A 15,977-nucleotide genomic window follows, 5' to 3' on the forward strand; every position below is an offset into this window, starting at 1 on the left:
GCGGGCCTGATGTTCTAGCTTTCAGCATGGCCTGATGGCCCGCCCCGCAGGTTATTGCGCCTGGTAGATCTGGTCGAACACGCCACCGTCATTGAAAAATTTCGGTTGCGCAGTCTTCCAGCCACCGAAGTCTTTGTCGATAGTCACAAGCTCCAGTTTCGGAAACTGCGTGGCGTATTTGGCAGCGACAGCCTTGTCACGCGGGCGGTAGAAGTTCTTCGCGGCGATTTCCTGACCCGCCGGGCTGTACAGGTGTTCGAGGTACGCTTTGGCGATCTCGGTGTTGCCTTTTTTCTCGGCGTTTTTATCGACTACAGCCACTGGCGGCTCGGCCAGGATCGACAGCGAAGGTACGACAATGTCGAATTTATCGGTGCCGCCATCTTCTTTCAGTGCCAGGAAAGCTTCGTTTTCCCAGGCCAGCAACACGTCACCTTGGCCGTTGTTGACGAAGGTAATGGTTGAACCGCGTGCACCGGTGTCCAGCACGGGGACGTGTTTGAACAAGGTTTTTACGTATTCCTTGGCTTTCTCCTCGTCACCGCCGTTGGCTTTGAGGCCATAAGCGTAGGCCGCGAGGAAGTTCCAGCGGGCACCGCCACTGGTTTTCGGGTTCGGAGTAATGACCGACACGCCGTCTTTGGTCAGATCGCCCCAGTCCTTGATGCCTTTAGGGTTGCCCTTGCGTACCAGGAACACGATGGTCGAGGTGTACGGAGTGCTGGCGTCCGGCAGGCGGGTTTGCCAGTTTTCCGGCAGGGTTTTACCCAGCTTGGCGATTTCGTCGATGTCACCGGCCAGTGCCAGGGTCACGACATCCGCGCGCAGGCCGTCAATTACGCCGCGAGCCTGTTTACCCGAGCCGCCGTGGGACTGTTGGATTTTGACGTTGTCGCCGGGATGATTGGCTTTCCAGAAGTTAGTGAATTCAGTGTTGTAATCCTGGTACAGCTCGCGGGTCGGATCGTAAGAAACGTTTAGTAGTTCGTAATCTTTGGCTACAGCGGAGCCAGCAAAAATGGCACTGGCCAGCGCGGCCAAAGCGTAACGGCGTAGGGACATAGGTGAGGCTCCAAAGCATTTCTTAATTTTTATTAAACGCACTCAGATGAATGCGTTTTGAATGGTTCAGGCGTTTTTTTGACTCGGGTTCTGCAAGCGGAATTTCTCTTTGCGTTCGATCTGAACCACCTGAGCGTTGTGCACGGTGATTTCAACAGCACCAAAGCGCAGGTCTCGAAGCGCGCTCTGGATTTCCCGCAGAATGGTTGCTTCGTCCTGACCGTCAACGCTACGTAGAGATACGCTCATGGTGCTGCTCCTGAAATATGGGGTGCCGACAGGGATGCTGGCGTAGGGGCAATAGTAGTGAGGTGCGGATATTCTTAAAAATACTATTTAAGAATGTTTATATAACTGAAAGATCAAACAAGAGGCTGGGACAACTGTATGTAGCCGCTGCCGAAGGCTGCGTCCGGTTGCGAAGCGACCGTAAACTCTGCCCCCGGGTTTTGTCTGAAGCCCAGCAGTAACCGGTTTTACGACCGCTACGCGGCCGAACGCAGCCTCGTTCCTTCGGCAGCTGCTACGAATTACCCGGCATACAGGTGTTCTCGGACTACACTCCAAATGCCCTATCACGACAGGCTGTTATACAAAGGTGGGAACTGTCGCTGGACAGTCAGCGCGAGTGCGATCACCTTAGAGCGGCTGTCGTCTTTTCCTGCATAGTCTGGAGTCTTTATGTCGTTTACCCCTGAGTTGGTTGCCGAACTGGAAGTCCTTGCACTGTTTGACCTGGAAAGTACTCTTGAGGGCCTGAAAATCCATCAACATGCCGCGCCGGAAAAAATTGCTGCGGCGAAGCGCCTGTTTGAAAAAAAGCTGATTGATCAACCCGATGGCGGCTACCTGACAAGCCTGGGACGCGATGCTGCCCAAAATGTCCAGACGCTGCTGACGATCCTTGTTGAATCCAAAGAAATTGCCTGACACCACGTCGCGCCCACGGGATCTGAACGATCAATGATTCCGCGGGCACACTTATCTACACCCGCACTGAACGAGGGAGCCGAACGACAGGTTCTCCAGCAGATGCGTGGGCGCTTTTTGAGTGTCAATGAGGGCCGCCTGGCCCGTGCAATGGAGGGGCTGGCGCCACGCCAGAAAGCGTTACTAAACCTCCTGGCGTTGTTGTTTCATGTGAATCACCCCCTCTTGCCCGGTTATGTGTCGGACTGTACCCCTGCCGGAGTCTCGGGTTATCAACCCGATGCACTTGCTCTGACGGAAGCCCGGCAGTTGATTCGGGGCTTTTCATGCAGCATGGGCAGCTCATGCCCTTCGCAGCCGATCCACGGCCTTTTTCTGATGGGTAGCCTCGGTACTTTGGCCCAGACCGATCAAAGCGATATGGACGTGTGGATTTGTCTCGCCCCGAACTTGAGCAATCAGGCACTGACGGCCTTGCGCAAGAAATGTCGGCGCCTGGAAGCCTGGGCAGCGAGTCAGGGCTGTGAGGCACACTTGTTTTTGATCGATGCTCAACTGCGCAACGACGAGGGCGGTGAGCCACGGCAGAGATTGTTGCTCGATGAGTTTTATCGCACGGCTATCTGGCTCGCAGGGCGTACGCCGATGTGGTGGTGGGTGCCGGTGGATGAGGAGGCGCGGTACGCCGAGTTTGCTCGGGGGCTATTGGCCAGGCGCGTCGTGGGTGGCGACGAAACCATCGATCTTGGACATCTGGCGCATATCGCCCCTGACGAGTATTTAAGCGCCGGGCTGTGGCAGTTGTTCAAGGGTATTGAGTCGCCGTACAAGTCGCTGCTCAAGCTGTTGCTGATTGAGGTGTACGCCAGCGAGCACCCGCGGGTCAGTTGCCTGAGTCTGAGTTTCAAACAGGCGGTGTACGCCAACCAATTGGACCTTGATGAGCTGGACCCCTACCTGGTGGTTTACCGCCGGCTAGAGCATTACCTGATCGAGCGTGGTGATCTTCAGCGATTGGAGCTGGTTCGCCGCAGCCTGTATCTGAAGGTCGGTCACAAGCTGAGTGCCGTTGCAGCAGGTGTGCAGTGGCAGTATCTGTTACTGCAGCGACTGACCCGTGAATGGGGCTGGGATGAGCTGCACTTGGCAATGCTCGACAGTCGCTCGCAGTGGGAGGTGCAGCAGGTCAGTCATGAGTGCCGGGCATTGGCCCGTGAGCTGAGTGTCAGCTATCGGTTTTTGAGTCAGCTGGCTCATGTGGAGCAAGCAACCGCGCCGAAATAAAGCTGGGGCAGCGCTGCGCAATCGAGCGCTACCGCTGTGACATGACTGATCTGAACCTATCGCGGATAAGGTTTATGCGCTGAAGTCGCTTGCTGCTTTTGGCTGGTATTCAACTTCAAGCAGTTCCAGCTTGAGGGTTTTACCGCCTGGGGCTGGCCAGTTGATGTGTTGACCGACTTGCAGGCCCAGCAGCGCGCTGCCAACCGGTGCCAGAATCGAAACCTTGCCTGCGTCAGCATTGGCGTCTTTCGGGTACACCAGTGTCAGGTGGTAGTCCTTGCCACTGCTTTCTTCACGGCAATGCACTCGCGAGTTCATGGTCACAACGCCAGCAGGCACTTCTTCGTGGCCGACGATGGTTTCGGCGCGATCGAGTTCGGCTTGCAGTGCCTCAATGCCAGGAGTCGTTTCCGGCAAGCTGTCGATGAGTTGCTCCAGACGCTGTACGTCCAGGCGGGTGAGGATGAGTGGGGTTGGGGTGCTCATGACCTGGCAGACTCCTTTTTTCTGCACGAAAAAGCAAAACCCCGCCGGATAATGGCGGGGTTTTGACGAACCTCGTTAGTGCGAGGCGAACCCCGACACTACCACAGCAGAATAAATACACAAGCTGTGTGGGGTTTTGCTGTTTGCCCCTGAACTGATTGCAACTGGAGATTATTCGTAGCAGCTGCCGCAGCCTGCGGCAGCTGCTACGGGAGCATCTGGCGCAGTTGAGCCTGTTCACAGATTACCCGACGCCGCTGGTCGTCTGCCGAGCGCCACTCGCGGATATCTTCGACGTGGCGGAAACAGCCCAGGCAGACTTTGTGTTCATCCAGCCGGCAGGTGCTGATGCATGGGGACGGCACTGCCGGACTGACGTTGCTGTAGAGCGGTTTTGCAGGTTTAACAGGAGCGGTCACTATCAGATCTCTTCAAATTCCAGCTCTGCGCCAGCGTGTTCCAGGGTCAGGCGCTGAACCATTTCACTGAGCAACTCGTCGGTTTTATCGCACTTCCACGAACTGCGCTTTTCATCGTAGTCGAAGTGGAAACCGCCACTGGGTGCCGCCAGCCAGAGCTGAAGCACTGGCGCCTGCCGGCTGAAGATCAGGGCTTTGCCATTCTCAAACTTGACCGTCAGGATTCCGGCGGAATTCTCCACATCTACATCCAGATCACAGTCGTCGAAGATGTCTTCCAGATTTTCCTGGGTGGCATCGACCAGATCGTGAAAACGGGCTTCAGTCAAACTCATGGTGGAACCTCGTAATATCTAGTCATGCTCGGAGCTCGCAAGATACGGGCGCTCCAAGCCGATTGCAAACCCCATGACAGATGCCCGCCAACACTACTGATTATTCACACAGGCCCTTGCGCTTGGCGGCTCTGCTGCATAGGCAAGCTGGTAGGCGCTCGGTATACTCGGGCGCAATTAATGCTTTTCAAAGGATTTCGCCATGAAGCGCCTGATCTCTTCTATTGCTGCGCTCGTCGCGGTCGCCTGCCTTGTTTCTGCCTGTGGTCAAAAAGGACCGCTGTATCTGCCCGATGACAGCAAATCCCCTGAAGACCAAGCGAAGTCGTCGCAACCGCACAAGCACCAATAAGGGAACACCATGGACGCTTTTAATTACCGGGACGGCGAGCTGTTCGCCGAAGGTGTTGCGCTGACGGCCATTGCCGAGCGTTTCGGCACGCCGACTTACGTCTATTCCCGGGCGCACATCGAGGCGCAATACAACGCTTACGCCGATGCCCTGAACGGCATGCCGCACCTGGTCTGTTTCGCCGTCAAGGCCAACTCCAACCTGGGTGTACTCAATGTCCTGGCGCGTCTTGGCGCCGGTTTTGACATCGTGTCCCGCGGTGAGCTGGAGCGTGTGCTGGCCGCTGGCGGCTCGGCTGACAAGATTGTGTTTTCCGGTGTCGGCAAGACCCGTGACGACATGCGTCGTGCTCTGGAAGTGGGCGTGAACTGCTTCAACGTCGAGTCCACTGAAGAGCTTGAGCGCCTGCAAGTTGTGGCCGCCGAAATGGGCGTTCGCGCGCCGATCTCGCTGCGGGTCAACCCGGACGTTGATGCGGGCACCCACCCGTACATCTCCACCGGTCTCAAGGAAAACAAGTTCGGCATCGCCATCGCTGACGCCGAAGATGTCTACATCCGCGCCGCGCAGTTGCCTAACCTGGAAGTGGTCGGCGTCGATTGCCATATCGGCTCGCAACTGACCACCCTCGAACCTTTTCTCGATGCCCTCGACCGCCTGCTGGCGTTGATCGATCGCTTGATCGATTGCGGCATTTACCTGCGTCACATCGATCTTGGTGGTGGTTTGGGTGTGCGTTATCGCGATGAAGAGCCGCCGCTGGCTGGCGATTACATCAAGGCCGTGCGCGAGCGTATTGACGGGCGTGACCTGGCGCTGGTGTTCGAGCCGGGCCGCTTCATCGTGGCCAACGCAGGCGTGCTGCTGACCCAGGTCGAGTACCTCAAGCACACCGAACACAAAGACTTCGCCATCGTCGACGCGGCGATGAACGACCTGATCCGCCCGGCGTTGTACCAGGCCTGGATGGACGTGACCGCGGTTCGCCCGCGTGGCACCGAAGCCCGCGCTTACGACATCGTCGGCCCGATCTGCGAAACCGGTGATTTCCTGGCCAAGGACCGCCAATTGGCGCTGGCCGAAGGTGATCTGCTGGCGGTGCATTCGGCCGGTGCTTATGGCTTTGTCATGAGTTCGAACTACAACACCCGTGGCCGCGCCGCCGAAGTTCTGGTGGATGGCGATCAGGCGTTTGAAGTACGTCGTCGCGAGACCGTGGCCGAGTTGTTTGCTGGCGAAAGCCTGCTGCCGGAGTAATCCCATGTTGCTGCGTTTTACCAAAATGCACGGCCTGGGCAATGATTTCATGGTTCTCGACCTGGTCAGCCAGCACGCGCACATCCTGCCCAAGCACGCCAAGCAATGGGGTGATCGGCACACGGGCGTCGGTTTTGATCAATTATTGATCGTTGAGGCGCCGAGCAACCCGGAGGTGGATTTCCGTTACCGGATCTTCAACTCCGACGGCTCCGAAGTTGAGCAATGCGGCAACGGTGCGCGCTGTTTTGCGCGCTTTGTGCTCGACAAGCGTTTGACCACCAAGCGCCAGATCAAGGTCGAAACCAAAAGCGGCATCATCGAACTGAACGTGCGCAGTGATGGGCAAATCAGTGTCGACATGGGCCCGCCGCGTCTGGTCCCGGCCGACATCCCGTTTGTGGCCGACGCGCAAGCGCTGAGCTACGAACTGGATGTCGACGGGCAGACTGTTGAGTTGGCTGCCGTGTCTATGGGCAACCCCCATGCGGTATTGCGTGTCGACGATATCAACGCCGCGCCGGTGCATGAGCTGGGCCCAAAAATTGAACATCACCCGCGCTTTCCGGCGCGGGTCAATGTCGGTTTTCTGCACGTAATTGATCGTCAGCGCGGGCAACTGCGGGTCTGGGAACGTGGCGCCGGGGAAACCCAGGCCTGCGGCACCGGGGCTTGCGCCGCCGCTGTGGCTGCGATCAGCCAGGGTTGGATGGACTCACCGCTGATCCTTGATTTGCCCGGTGGCCGTTTGTCCATCGAATGGGCAGGTCCTGGCCATTCAGTGATCATGACCGGCCCGGCGATGCGTGTTTACGAAGGACAAGTCCGTTTATGAGCGAGCGCAACCGATGACCGACAAGACGCAGCCTTCAGACCTCGATGTACCTGTGGATAACTCGCAAGCAAGCACCGTTGCCGCTTATCTAGAGGCGCATCCGGACTTCTTCAGCCAGCGTGATGAGCTGCTGCTGGCGCTGCGTATTCCGCACCAGCGTGGTGACACAATTTCGCTGGTGGAGCGCCAACTGGAGCTGTTGCGTGGTCGTAATATCGAGATGCGTCATCGCTTGTCGCAGTTGATGGACGTGGCCCGTGACAACGACCGCCTGTTCGAAAAGACTCGGCGCCTGAACCTCGCCTTGATGGACGCCACCAGCCTTGATGAGCTGGTGATTGCCGTTGAAGACAGCTTGCGTCATGACTTTCAGGTGCCTTTTGTCAGCCTGGTGCTGTTTGGCGACAATCCGATGCCGGTCGGGCGTTGGGTCAGCAGTGCCGATGCACAGCGTGCGCTGGGTGGTTTGTTGACTGAAGGCAAAACCGTCAGCGGCAGCCTGCGCGAGCATGAACTGGACTTTCTGTTTGGCGAAGAGCAGCGTAAGCAAATTGGTTCGACTGCCGTGGTGGCGCTCAATCACCTGGGCTTGCACGGCGTATTGGCGATTGCCAGTCGTGATCCGCAGCACTACAAAAGCACGGTGGGTACGTTGTTCCTCGGCTACATTGCCGAAGTACTGGGCCGGGTGTTGCCGCGCTTTACCAACGCTCTGCGCTCGGTACGTTAGATGGAACGGCAACTGGACGCTTACTGCATTCACCTGCGCAGTGAGCGCCAGGTGTCGCCCCATACGCTGGAGGCCTATCGCCGCGACCTGAACAAGGTGCTGGCGTTCTGCGCCAAGGAATCAATCGCCAGCTGGACTGCACTGGATATCCAGCGCATGCGTCAATTGGTATCGCGTCTGCATCAGCAAGGCCAATCCTCACGCAGCATTGCGCGTTTGCTGTCGGCGGTGCGCGGGTTTTATCACTATCTCAATCGCGAAGGCTTGTGCGACCACGACCCGGCAAACGGTCTGGCCCCGCCCAAAGGTGAGCGCCGCCTGCCTAAAACCCTGGATACCGATCGTGCTCTGCAATTGCTGGAAGGGGGCGTCGAGGACGACTTTTTGGCCCAGCGCGATCAGGCCATTCTGGAGCTGTTTTATTCTTCGGGGCTGCGCTTGTCGGAGTTGACCGGGCTTAATCTGGATCAGTTGGACTTGGCTGACGGGCTGGTCGAGGTGCTCGGCAAGGGCAGCAAGACTCGCGTCTTACCTGTTGGTAAAAAGGCCCGGGAGGCGCTACAGGCCTGGTTGCCGATGCGGGCGCTGGCCAACCCGCAGGACGACGCCGTGTTCGTCAGCCAGCGCGGTACACGCCTTGGGCCGCGTGCGATCCAGGTGCGGGTCAAGGCTGCCGGGGAACGTGAGCTGGGCCAGAACCTGCACCCGCATATGCTGCGCCATTCATTTGCCAGCCACTTGCTGGAATCCTCCCAGGATTTGCGCGCCGTACAAGAGTTGCTCGGGCACGCGGACATCAAAACCACGCAAATCTATACCCATCTGGATTTCCAGCATCTGGCATCGGTCTACGACAGCGCCCACCCACGGGCCAAACGCAGTAAGGACAGTGAATGACGATTGAGCTGATTACTTTCGACCTCGACGACACCTTGTGGGACACAGCACCGGTGATTGTGAGCGCCGAAGCCGTATTGCGTGACTGGTTGATGGAGAACGCGCCAAAACTGGGCGTTGTCGAAGTCGGGCATTTTCAGGCGATTCGCGAGCGGGTGTTGAGTGAAGAACCCCAGCTCAAGCACCGGATCAGCGCACTGCGTCGGCGGATTCTGTTCCATGCGCTGCACGGCGCGGGTTACGAGAATGCAGCCGCGCTGGCAGATGATGCGTTTGAGGTGTTTATTGAGGCGCGCCATGCGTTGCACCTATTCCCGCAGGCTGAGCCAACCTTGATTGCGCTGGCCCGGGATTACACCTTGGGCGTGGTCACCAATGGCAACGCGGATGTGCGGCGAATCGGCTTGGGGCATCACTTCAAATTTGTGCTGTGCGCCGAAGACATCGGTATCGCCAAGCCGGATGCGCGCCTGTTTCACGAAGCCCTGCTGCGCGGTGGCGTAGCGGCGGGTGCGGCGGTGCATGTGGGCGACCACCCCGGCGATGATATTGCCGGGGCGCAATTGGCGGGCTTGCGTGCGGTGTGGTTCAACCCGGGTGGCAAGCACTGGGATGGCGACAGGGCCCCGGATGCTGAAATTGGCTGCTTGAGCGAGTTACCGGCAGTGTTGAAAGCACTTGGCTAGGGCCAGCAGCGCAGGCAATACGCTCCGTAGCAGCTGCCGAAGGAACGAGGCTGCGATCGGCTGCGAAGCGGCCGTAAAACCTGAGATCCGAGTTTGACGGGTACACTGCAGTGTCTGATTTTGCGACTGCTTCGCAGCCGATCGCAGCCTCGCTCCGCGAGTCAGCTGCTACGGGGATTAGTGTTGTATTTGCATCACCCACAAAAAAACCCGCAGCGACGGCGGGTTTTTTCTTCAAGCAAACAGCTAACCCTTAGATAGGGCGGCTGCCGTACTTGTTGTCAGGCTTCTTGGGCGGGTCTGCCACCACGTTGGCCTCAACTTCCTGCACCTTGCCACCTTTGGACAAAAACTCTTCCATGGCGCGGGCCAGAGCATCACGCTCCTTGTTTTTGGCTTCTACGCTCGGCAGGTCATCGACTGACACTGCAGCCTTGGATTTGCCTTTGGCCGCAGGGACCGGAGCATCATCGCCACCGTCGTCATCTGCAACGTCCTCGGCTGCCGTTTCCAGGCCATCCTCGGTTTCGTCGTCTTCACCTACTTCGAGGTCATCATTTTCCAGATCGTCGTCGCTCATGTTCTACCCCATGACATACGTAAAGCAGATTAGTTATAGACCAGCTGTGGCAACTGTCGACCGCCGCTGGTGAAAAAGTAGCCTTGGGCAAACCGCGGCTTGCACCTCTTCAGCGTTGTAACGTGAAGAGGGCTTGACGAATACCGACATCATTACGGCGTCCGTCTGAATAAACACCTTGCCAGGCGCCCAGTGCCAGATGCTCCGGCAGCACGGCTCACGGGCCTTGAAAGCGTCGGGAGATCATCCTCGCTTTCGTCGTACTCGAGCATTGTTTTCTGCCCTCGGCGCGCATTCTAGCGTGCTGAAGAAAAAAGCAAAGCGGCTAATAGTCGAGTTGTGTCGCAAGTATTCTTCACTACAACAAGCGTAGAACTTGGCGACCCCCGTAACGTGTAGGGCAAATCATTTCATTACCGAGAATATCGCCTTATTACGGGCAAAAAAAAACCCGGCATGCCGGGTTTTTTTAGAGGTCAAATTACAGGTTGTAGCCCCGCTCGTTGTGCTGAGCCAGGTCGAGGCCCACAGCCTCTTCCTCTTCAGCCACTCGCAGGCCCATCACTGCATCCAGTACCTTGAGGATGATGAAGGTCACGATTGCGGTGTAGATCACAGTGAAGGCGACGCCTTTGAACTGGATCCAGACCTGGGCCGAGATGTCGGTCACTGCGCCGAAACCGCCCAGTGCAGGGGCTGCAAATACACCGGTGAGGATCGCGCCGACGATGCCGCCGATGCCGTGTACGCCGAATGCATCCAGGGAGTCGTCGTAGCCCAGTTTGCGTTTGAGGCTGGTGGCGCAGAAGAAGCAGATCACGCCAGCCGACAGACCGATTACGATCGAGCCCATTGGGCCAACGGTGCCTGCTGCCGGAGTGATAGCAACCAGACCGGCGACCACGCCCGAGGCGATGCCCAGTGCGCTTGGTTTGCCGTGGGTGACCCACTCGGCAAACATCCAGCCCAATGCGGCGGCGGCAGTTGCGATCTGAGTGACCAGCATCGCCATACCGGCAGTGCCGTTGGCGGCAGCTGCGGAGCCTGCGTTAAAGCCGAACCAGCCGATCCACAGCATGGCGGCACCGATCAGGGTGTAACCCAGGTTGTGCGGAGCCATTGGGGTGGTCGGGTAGCCTTTACGCTTGCCGAGCACGATGCACGCCACCAGGCCAGCGATACCGGCGTTGATGTGCACCACCGTGCCGCCAGCGAAGTCCAGTACGCCCCAATCACCGAGCAGCGAGCCCGGGCCGCCCCAGACCATGTGCGCAATCGGTGCATAGACCAGGGTGAACCACACGCCCATGAAAACCAGCATGGCCGAGAACTTCATGCGTTCAGCGAACGCACCTACGATCAAGGCCGGCGTGATGATGGCGAAGGTCATCTGGAACGTGACAAACACGGCCTCAGGGAACAGCGCTGCCGGGCCGGTAATGCTGGCGGGTGTGATACCTGCCAGGAACGCTTTGCCCAAGCCGCCGATGAACGAATTGTAGTTAACGACGCCGGCTTCCATCCCCGCGGTGTCGAACGTGATGCTGTAGCCATAAATGACCCACAGAATGCTGATCAGACCGGTGATGGCGAAGCACTGCATCATTACAGAAAGAATGTTTTTGGAGCGCACCATGCCGCCGTAGAACAGCGCCAGGCCTGGAATGGTCATAAACAGCACCAAAGCGGTTGCAGTCAGCATCCAGGCGGTGTCGCCGGAGTTGAGGACTGGAGCAGCCACTTCGTCTGCCGCCATGGCCAGGCCAGGCATTACAACAGACAGCAGGGCTCCGAGCCCTGCGAATTTACGCAGAGTCATAGTGTTTTCTCCTGGGGCGTTGGGGTTTGGCGGCTTAGATTGCGTCGGTATCGGTTTCGCCGGTACGGATGCGAATAGCCTGTTCCAGATTGACCACGAAAATCTTGCCGTCACCAATCTTGCCGGTGTTGGCAGCCTTGGTTATCGCCTCGATAACCCGATCAAGATCCTTGTCGTCAATGGCGACATCAATCTTCACCTTTGGCAGGAAATCGACCACGTATTCCGCGCCGCGATACAGCTCGGTGTGACCTTTCTGCCGGCCGAAGCCTTTGACCTCAGTAACGGTAATGCCTTGTACGCCGATCTCAGACAGCGACTCGCGCACGTCATCCAACTTGAACGGCTTGATAATGGCGGTGACTAGCTTCATGAAACTTCTCCCGAATTGGTGGACTTGCCCCAGGAAAACAAACCCGGCTCAAGTCTAAGCGCAGTGTCTGGCTTTGTAACGCATCGTCAGCCTTCTTCAGGCTGTACAACGTGTGTAAGTCGCTGGTGACGAAAACACTCCTTGAACCACCTGCCGCACTGCCTTCGTCACAGCTACTGCATCAGTGCATGAGTCATGTATGTCTAAGCAGAAACCTTGCCATGTCTGGAAAAATCATTAATTACAGCGATTTAGCGTAAGTTGATGGCTTTTGGCCTGATTCGGCGGGTTGTTTGTGCTCGAAGATGGTGCGTAGGCTGTAGGGGCAATGCGCGAAAAATGTGCAGAAAGCCGTCGGCATTGAGCCCCGACACCCCGTGATACACTCGCTGCCATCAGTTTTAAGGACCTTATCCATGCTCGCGCCCAAAGATCTTCTCGATGCCCTCGGTGGCCACGCTTCACGTTTGTTCAGTGGCGAAACCGCGCTGCCGCGCAACGAAATCGAAAGCCAGTTCAAAGCTTTGCTGCAAAGTGGTTTCAGCAAACTGGATCTGGTGAGCCGCGAAGAGTTCGATAGCCAGATGGTGGTACTGGCCCGTACCCGTGCTCGTCTTGAAAGCCTTGAAGCCAAAGTGGCCGAGCTGGAAGCCAAGCTGCTGCCGCCGACCGAATAACGCTCGAAGGCGGTGCACTTCATATGAACAAGGATGTTTTTGTATGTTGGTCATGAACCCGTTAGTGCCCGAGATGATCGTCTCGGATATTGCCCGCAGCCTGCATTTTTACTGTGGGGTGCTCGGTTTCAAAGTCGAGTACCAACGGCCCGAGGATCATTTTGCGTTCCTGTCGTTCCATGGCAGCCAGCTGATGCTGGAGCAGGATGACCTTGAAGAGTCGTCCTGGCGTGTCGGCCCGCTGGAGCCGCCATTCGGTCGAGGCATGAACCTTTCGATCAAGTGCCCGGACGCCCAGAGCCTGATCGCCCGTCTTGAGGTCGCTGGCCACAGCCTGCGCAAACCCCTCGAAGAGCGCTGGTATCGCAGCAACGATGTGTTGTTTGGCGAGCGCAACTTTTTGGTGCTCGATCCTGACGGCTATTTGCTGCGCTTGGCTGAGGACCTGGGGACCAAAGCGTTGGGAGAGTGAGTGTCAGGCGCAGTTGTGAATGGGTTCAACCTGCTCGCGAATCGTTGCGCCACGCTCGATTTCTGCTTTGCGCAGGTCGTAAGTGGTTTGCAGGTTCAGCCAGAATTCAGGCGTCGTCGCCAGGCAGATCGTACGCAGTGTTCCCATGCCCATTCACATCCGGTATCCATTCCAATCCTGCCCCTGGTTTCTGATTCGCGCAGGATGGGTTTTTTGCGAACTCAAGGAATGAGCCATGGCTCTGGCTATCGTTTACAGCCGCGCCCAGGTGGGTGTGGAGGCGCCTGTCGTTACGGTCGAGGCGCATCTGGCCAATGGTTTACCGGCGTTGACGCTGGTCGGCTTGCCCGAAACGGCGGTCAAGGAAAGTAAAGAGCGGGTACGCAGTGCGATTCTCAATTGCGCACTGGATTTTCCCGCTCGGCGTATCACTCTCAATCTGGCGCCCGCCGACCTGCCCAAGGACGGCGGACGCTTTGATGTGGCCATTGCCTTGGGTATTTTGGCAGCCAGCGGGCAAATACCGGTGGCCGCTCTGGAACAGGTCGAGTGTCTGGGCGAGCTGGCGTTGTCCGGGGCAATCCGGTCAGTTCAGGGCGTGTTACCTGCCGCGTTGGCGGCACGTGCGGCAGGCCGTACCCTGGTAGTGCCGCTGGCCAATGCCGAAGAGGCATGCCTGGCCGCCGGGTTGACGGTGATCGCAGTCGAACACTTGTTGCAGATAGTGGCGCATTTCGCTGGTCGCGCGGTGATTGAGCCTTACACCGCCAGCGGTTTGCTGCACCTGAGCAAACCCTATCCTGATCTGAGCGATGTACAGGGGCAGCTTTCAGCCAAGCGGGCATTATTGATCGCGGCTGCAGGCAGCCATAATTTACTGTTTACCGGTCCGCCCGGCACTGGCAAAACCCTGTTGGCCAGCCGTCTGCCCGGCTTGTTGCCGCCACTCACCGAGCAAGAGGCGCTGGAAGTCGCGGCCATTGCGTCGGTGGCCAGCCATATGCCTTTGAGCTGCTGGCCGCAGCGTCCGTTTCGTCAGCCGCACCATTCGGCCTCCGGCCCGGCTCTGGTGGGCGGCGGTTCAAAACCACAGCCGGGGGAGATTACGCTGGCGCATCACGGGGTGTTGTTTCTGGATGAACTCCCCGAGTTCGATCGTAAGGTACTGGAAGTCTTGAGGGAGCCTATGGAGTCCGGCTTTATCGTAATTGCCAGGGCCCGGGATCGAATGCGTTTTCCGGCGCGCTTCCAGCTGGTTGCGGCGATGAACCCCTGCCCCTGTGGCTATCTTGGGGAGCCCACGGGCCGATGTCGTTGTACCCCGGAACAGATCCAGCGCTATCGCAACAAGCTCTCGGGGCCGTTGCTCGATCGCATCGATTTGCATCTGACCGTGGCCCGTGAAACCACATCGCTCAACCCGTCGCTTGCCTCGGGCGAGACCACAGCCAAGGCTGCGGTGTTAGTGGCAGCAGCGCGTGAGCGTCAGTTGCAGCGTCAGGGTTGTGCCAATGCCTTTCTCGATCTGCCGGGTGTGCGCAGCCAGTGCACGTTGAGTGATGTGGATAACGCCTGGCTGGAGACGGCCTGCGAGCGAATGACCCTGTCACTGCGCGCCGCACATCGGTTGTTGAAAGTGGCGCGGACATTGGCTGATCTTGAGCAAACGCCAAACATAGAACGCAAGCATCTTGCGGAGGCATTGCAGTATCGGCCTGTCAGCGGGTGATCAAGCCGGTTTACTTCAACCGTTGCACGGCCGGCAGTTCCATCGCCGCGACTTCGTGTTGCAAAAAGTCGCTAAGGCGCCGCAAACGCTCGCCACCGGGGCGGGTCTTGGGCCAGACCAGGTAGTAATTCTCGCCGCTGGCCACGGCGGCCGCAAACGGCAGGCTCAGGCGGCCTTGGGCGACGTCCTCGGCAACCATCAGCAAGTCGCCCATGGAAATGCCGTAACCCCGGGCGGCGGCGATCATGCCCAGCTCCAGGGTATCGAACACTTGCCCACCCTTGAGTGATACTTGCCCGCTAAGCCCCATGCAGTCGAGCCAGCGCCGCCAGTCACGGCGGTCGGGCGTGGGGTGCAACAGTTCTGTGGCGGCCAGTCGTTTGGCGTCCCAGGGTTGGTCACCTTGCACAGTGGGCGCGCCGACCGGGATCAGCATCTCCGGGAACAGCAGCGTGGCCTCCCAGTCAGGTGGAAAGTGACCGTTGCTCAACAGCACGGCGCAGTCGAACGGTTCCTGATTGAAATCCACATTATCGATATCCATCCAGGCGCTGGTCAGTTGCACCTCGTTGCCCGCCTGCAGGTGACGGAAGCGACTCAAACGGGCCAGTAACCAGCGCATGGTCAGGGTCGAGGGGGCCTTCATGCGCAAGGTGTCATCTTCGGCGCGCAAAGTGGTACAGGCGCGCTCCAGGGCGGCAAAACCTTCGCGAACACCCGGTAGCAAAAGGCGAGCGGCTTCGGTGAGCTGCAGGCTGCGGCCACTGCGTTTAAACAACCGGCAGGCGAAATGCGCCTCCAGGGTTTTGATATGGCGGCTCACGGCGCTTTGGGTGATCGACAGCTCTTCTCCTGCCCGGGTAAACGAGCTGTGGCGAGCTGCCGCTTCAAAGGCACGCAAGGCATAAAGCGGAGGAAGGCTACGAGACATTGCGAATGTTCCTATGGCGCAACAGAAGGAGGCGCAAGTTATTAATCTTGGTATGAGTTTTAATCATGCCAGTGATCGTTTTTATCCCTTTGCTTAAAACACTCTACCCGCCGAGAATCAAGC

Annotated in this window: 19 protein-coding genes and 2 pseudogenes; 11 read left to right on the top strand and 10 right to left on the bottom strand. The window is 58.1% G+C overall.

Annotated features, from left to right (window positions below; all coding sequences use genetic code 11):
- Positions 1–51: 51 nt before the first annotated feature.
- The gene (locus N7D90_RS00520) at positions 52–1,062 is read right to left on the bottom strand and encodes a sulfate ABC transporter substrate-binding protein (protein WP_261740421.1); all 1,011 of its coding nucleotides are present in this window, start codon (positions 1,060–1,062) and stop codon (positions 52–54) included.
- Positions 1,063–1,128: 66 nt separating this feature from the next.
- Positions 1,129–1,311 (bottom strand): sulfur starvation response protein OscA, encoded by a 183-nt coding sequence (oscA, locus tag N7D90_RS00525; RefSeq protein WP_261740422.1) that lies wholly within the window; start codon positions 1,309–1,311, stop codon positions 1,129–1,131.
- A 432-nt stretch (positions 1,312–1,743) separates the two neighbouring features.
- On the opposite strand from oscA, the gene N7D90_RS00530 reads away from it, so the two are divergent.
- Entirely contained in the window at positions 1,744–1,992 is a 249-nt protein-coding gene (locus tag N7D90_RS00530; RefSeq protein WP_261740423.1) for a TIGR02647 family protein, read from the top strand.
- A gap of 36 nt (positions 1,993–2,028) precedes the next feature.
- Positions 2,029–3,267: pseudogene (locus tag N7D90_RS00535) on the top strand (class I adenylate cyclase); the annotation flags it as partial.
- Between the two features lie 81 nt (positions 3,268–3,348).
- Here N7D90_RS00535 and rnk read toward each other — a convergent pair.
- From rnk to cyaY, 3 genes are all read right to left on the bottom strand, one after another.
- Positions 3,349–3,762, bottom strand: a complete 414-nt coding sequence (gene rnk, locus N7D90_RS00540; protein WP_261740424.1) for a nucleoside diphosphate kinase regulator — start codon at positions 3,760–3,762, stop codon at positions 3,349–3,351.
- Between the two features lie 206 nt (positions 3,763–3,968).
- On the bottom strand, positions 3,969–4,187 hold the full coding sequence (locus N7D90_RS00545) for a DUF1289 domain-containing protein (RefSeq protein ID WP_261742526.1): 219 nt from the start codon (positions 4,185–4,187) through the stop codon (positions 3,969–3,971).
- Positions 4,184–4,516 (bottom strand): iron donor protein CyaY, encoded by a 333-nt coding sequence (cyaY, locus tag N7D90_RS00550; RefSeq protein ID WP_261740425.1) that lies wholly within the window; start codon positions 4,514–4,516, stop codon positions 4,184–4,186. Before cyaY ends, N7D90_RS00545 begins: the two co-directional genes overlap by 4 nt.
- A gap of 202 nt (positions 4,517–4,718) precedes the next feature.
- Between cyaY and lptM the strand changes: the two genes are divergently transcribed.
- The 6 genes from lptM to N7D90_RS00580 are packed head-to-tail and all read left to right on the top strand — an operon-like array spanning position 4,719 to position 9,273.
- Positions 4,719–4,868, top strand: coding sequence for an LPS translocon maturation chaperone LptM (gene lptM / locus N7D90_RS00555; protein ID WP_261740426.1), 150 nt, complete (start codon positions 4,719–4,721; stop codon positions 4,866–4,868).
- Between the two features lie 9 nt (positions 4,869–4,877).
- The gene (gene lysA / locus N7D90_RS00560) at positions 4,878–6,125 is read left to right on the top strand and encodes a diaminopimelate decarboxylase (protein ID WP_261740427.1); all 1,248 of its coding nucleotides are present in this window, start codon (positions 4,878–4,880) and stop codon (positions 6,123–6,125) included.
- 4 nt (positions 6,126–6,129) lie between these two features.
- Positions 6,130–6,960 (top strand): diaminopimelate epimerase, encoded by an 831-nt coding sequence (gene dapF, locus N7D90_RS00565; protein ID WP_094999749.1) that lies wholly within the window; start codon positions 6,130–6,132, stop codon positions 6,958–6,960.
- Positions 6,961–6,973: 13 nt separating this feature from the next.
- Positions 6,974–7,690, top strand: a complete 717-nt coding sequence (locus N7D90_RS00570) for a DUF484 family protein (RefSeq protein WP_261740428.1) — start codon at positions 6,974–6,976, stop codon at positions 7,688–7,690.
- The gene (gene xerC, locus N7D90_RS00575; RefSeq protein WP_261740429.1) at positions 7,691–8,587 is read left to right on the top strand and encodes a tyrosine recombinase XerC; all 897 of its coding nucleotides are present in this window, start codon (positions 7,691–7,693) and stop codon (positions 8,585–8,587) included.
- The gene (locus N7D90_RS00580; protein ID WP_261740430.1) at positions 8,584–9,273 is read left to right on the top strand and encodes an HAD family hydrolase; all 690 of its coding nucleotides are present in this window, start codon (positions 8,584–8,586) and stop codon (positions 9,271–9,273) included. Before xerC ends, N7D90_RS00580 begins: the two co-directional genes overlap by 4 nt.
- 253 nt (positions 9,274–9,526) lie before the next feature.
- Here the strand turns inward: N7D90_RS00580 and sutA are convergent, their stop codons facing one another.
- From sutA to glnK, 3 genes are all read right to left on the bottom strand, one after another.
- Positions 9,527–9,853, bottom strand: coding sequence for a transcriptional regulator SutA (sutA, locus tag N7D90_RS00585; RefSeq protein WP_261740431.1), 327 nt, complete (start codon positions 9,851–9,853; stop codon positions 9,527–9,529).
- 481 nt (positions 9,854–10,334) lie between these two features.
- Positions 10,335–11,672 (bottom strand): ammonium transporter, encoded by a 1,338-nt coding sequence (locus N7D90_RS00590; RefSeq protein ID WP_261740432.1) that lies wholly within the window; start codon positions 11,670–11,672, stop codon positions 10,335–10,337.
- 34 nt (positions 11,673–11,706) lie between these two features.
- On the bottom strand, positions 11,707–12,045 hold the full coding sequence (gene glnK / locus N7D90_RS00595; RefSeq protein ID WP_002555808.1) for a P-II family nitrogen regulator: 339 nt from the start codon (positions 12,043–12,045) through the stop codon (positions 11,707–11,709).
- 416 nt (positions 12,046–12,461) lie between these two features.
- Between glnK and N7D90_RS00600 the strand changes: the two genes are divergently transcribed.
- On the top strand, positions 12,462–12,722 hold the full coding sequence (locus N7D90_RS00600) for an accessory factor UbiK family protein (RefSeq protein WP_261740433.1): 261 nt from the start codon (positions 12,462–12,464) through the stop codon (positions 12,720–12,722).
- A 43-nt stretch (positions 12,723–12,765) separates the two neighbouring features.
- Positions 12,766–13,194, top strand: coding sequence for a bleomycin resistance protein (locus tag N7D90_RS00605; protein ID WP_261740434.1), 429 nt, complete (start codon positions 12,766–12,768; stop codon positions 13,192–13,194).
- A gap of 3 nt (positions 13,195–13,197) precedes the next feature.
- Here the strand turns inward: N7D90_RS00605 and N7D90_RS00610 are convergent.
- Positions 13,198–13,323, bottom strand: a pseudogene (locus tag N7D90_RS00610) (addiction module antidote protein, HigA family); the annotation flags it as partial.
- 106 nt (positions 13,324–13,429) lie between these two features.
- Between N7D90_RS00610 and N7D90_RS00615 the strand changes: the two are divergent.
- Positions 13,430–14,923 carry a YifB family Mg chelatase-like AAA ATPase gene (locus N7D90_RS00615; protein ID WP_261740435.1) on the top strand — a complete coding sequence of 498 codons (1,494 nt, stop codon included), beginning with the start codon at positions 13,430–13,432 and terminating at the stop codon, positions 14,921–14,923.
- A gap of 10 nt (positions 14,924–14,933) precedes the next feature.
- Here the strand turns inward: N7D90_RS00615 and N7D90_RS00620 are convergent, their stop codons facing one another.
- Positions 14,934–15,854, bottom strand: a complete 921-nt coding sequence (locus N7D90_RS00620; protein ID WP_261740436.1) for a LysR substrate-binding domain-containing protein — start codon at positions 15,852–15,854, stop codon at positions 14,934–14,936.
- Between the last annotated feature and the right edge of the window lie 123 nt (positions 15,855–15,977).

The sequence above is a fragment of the Pseudomonas fragi genome (assembly GCF_025426255.1).
Lineage (GTDB): Bacteria > Pseudomonadota > Gammaproteobacteria > Pseudomonadales > Pseudomonadaceae > Aquipseudomonas > Aquipseudomonas kulmbachensis.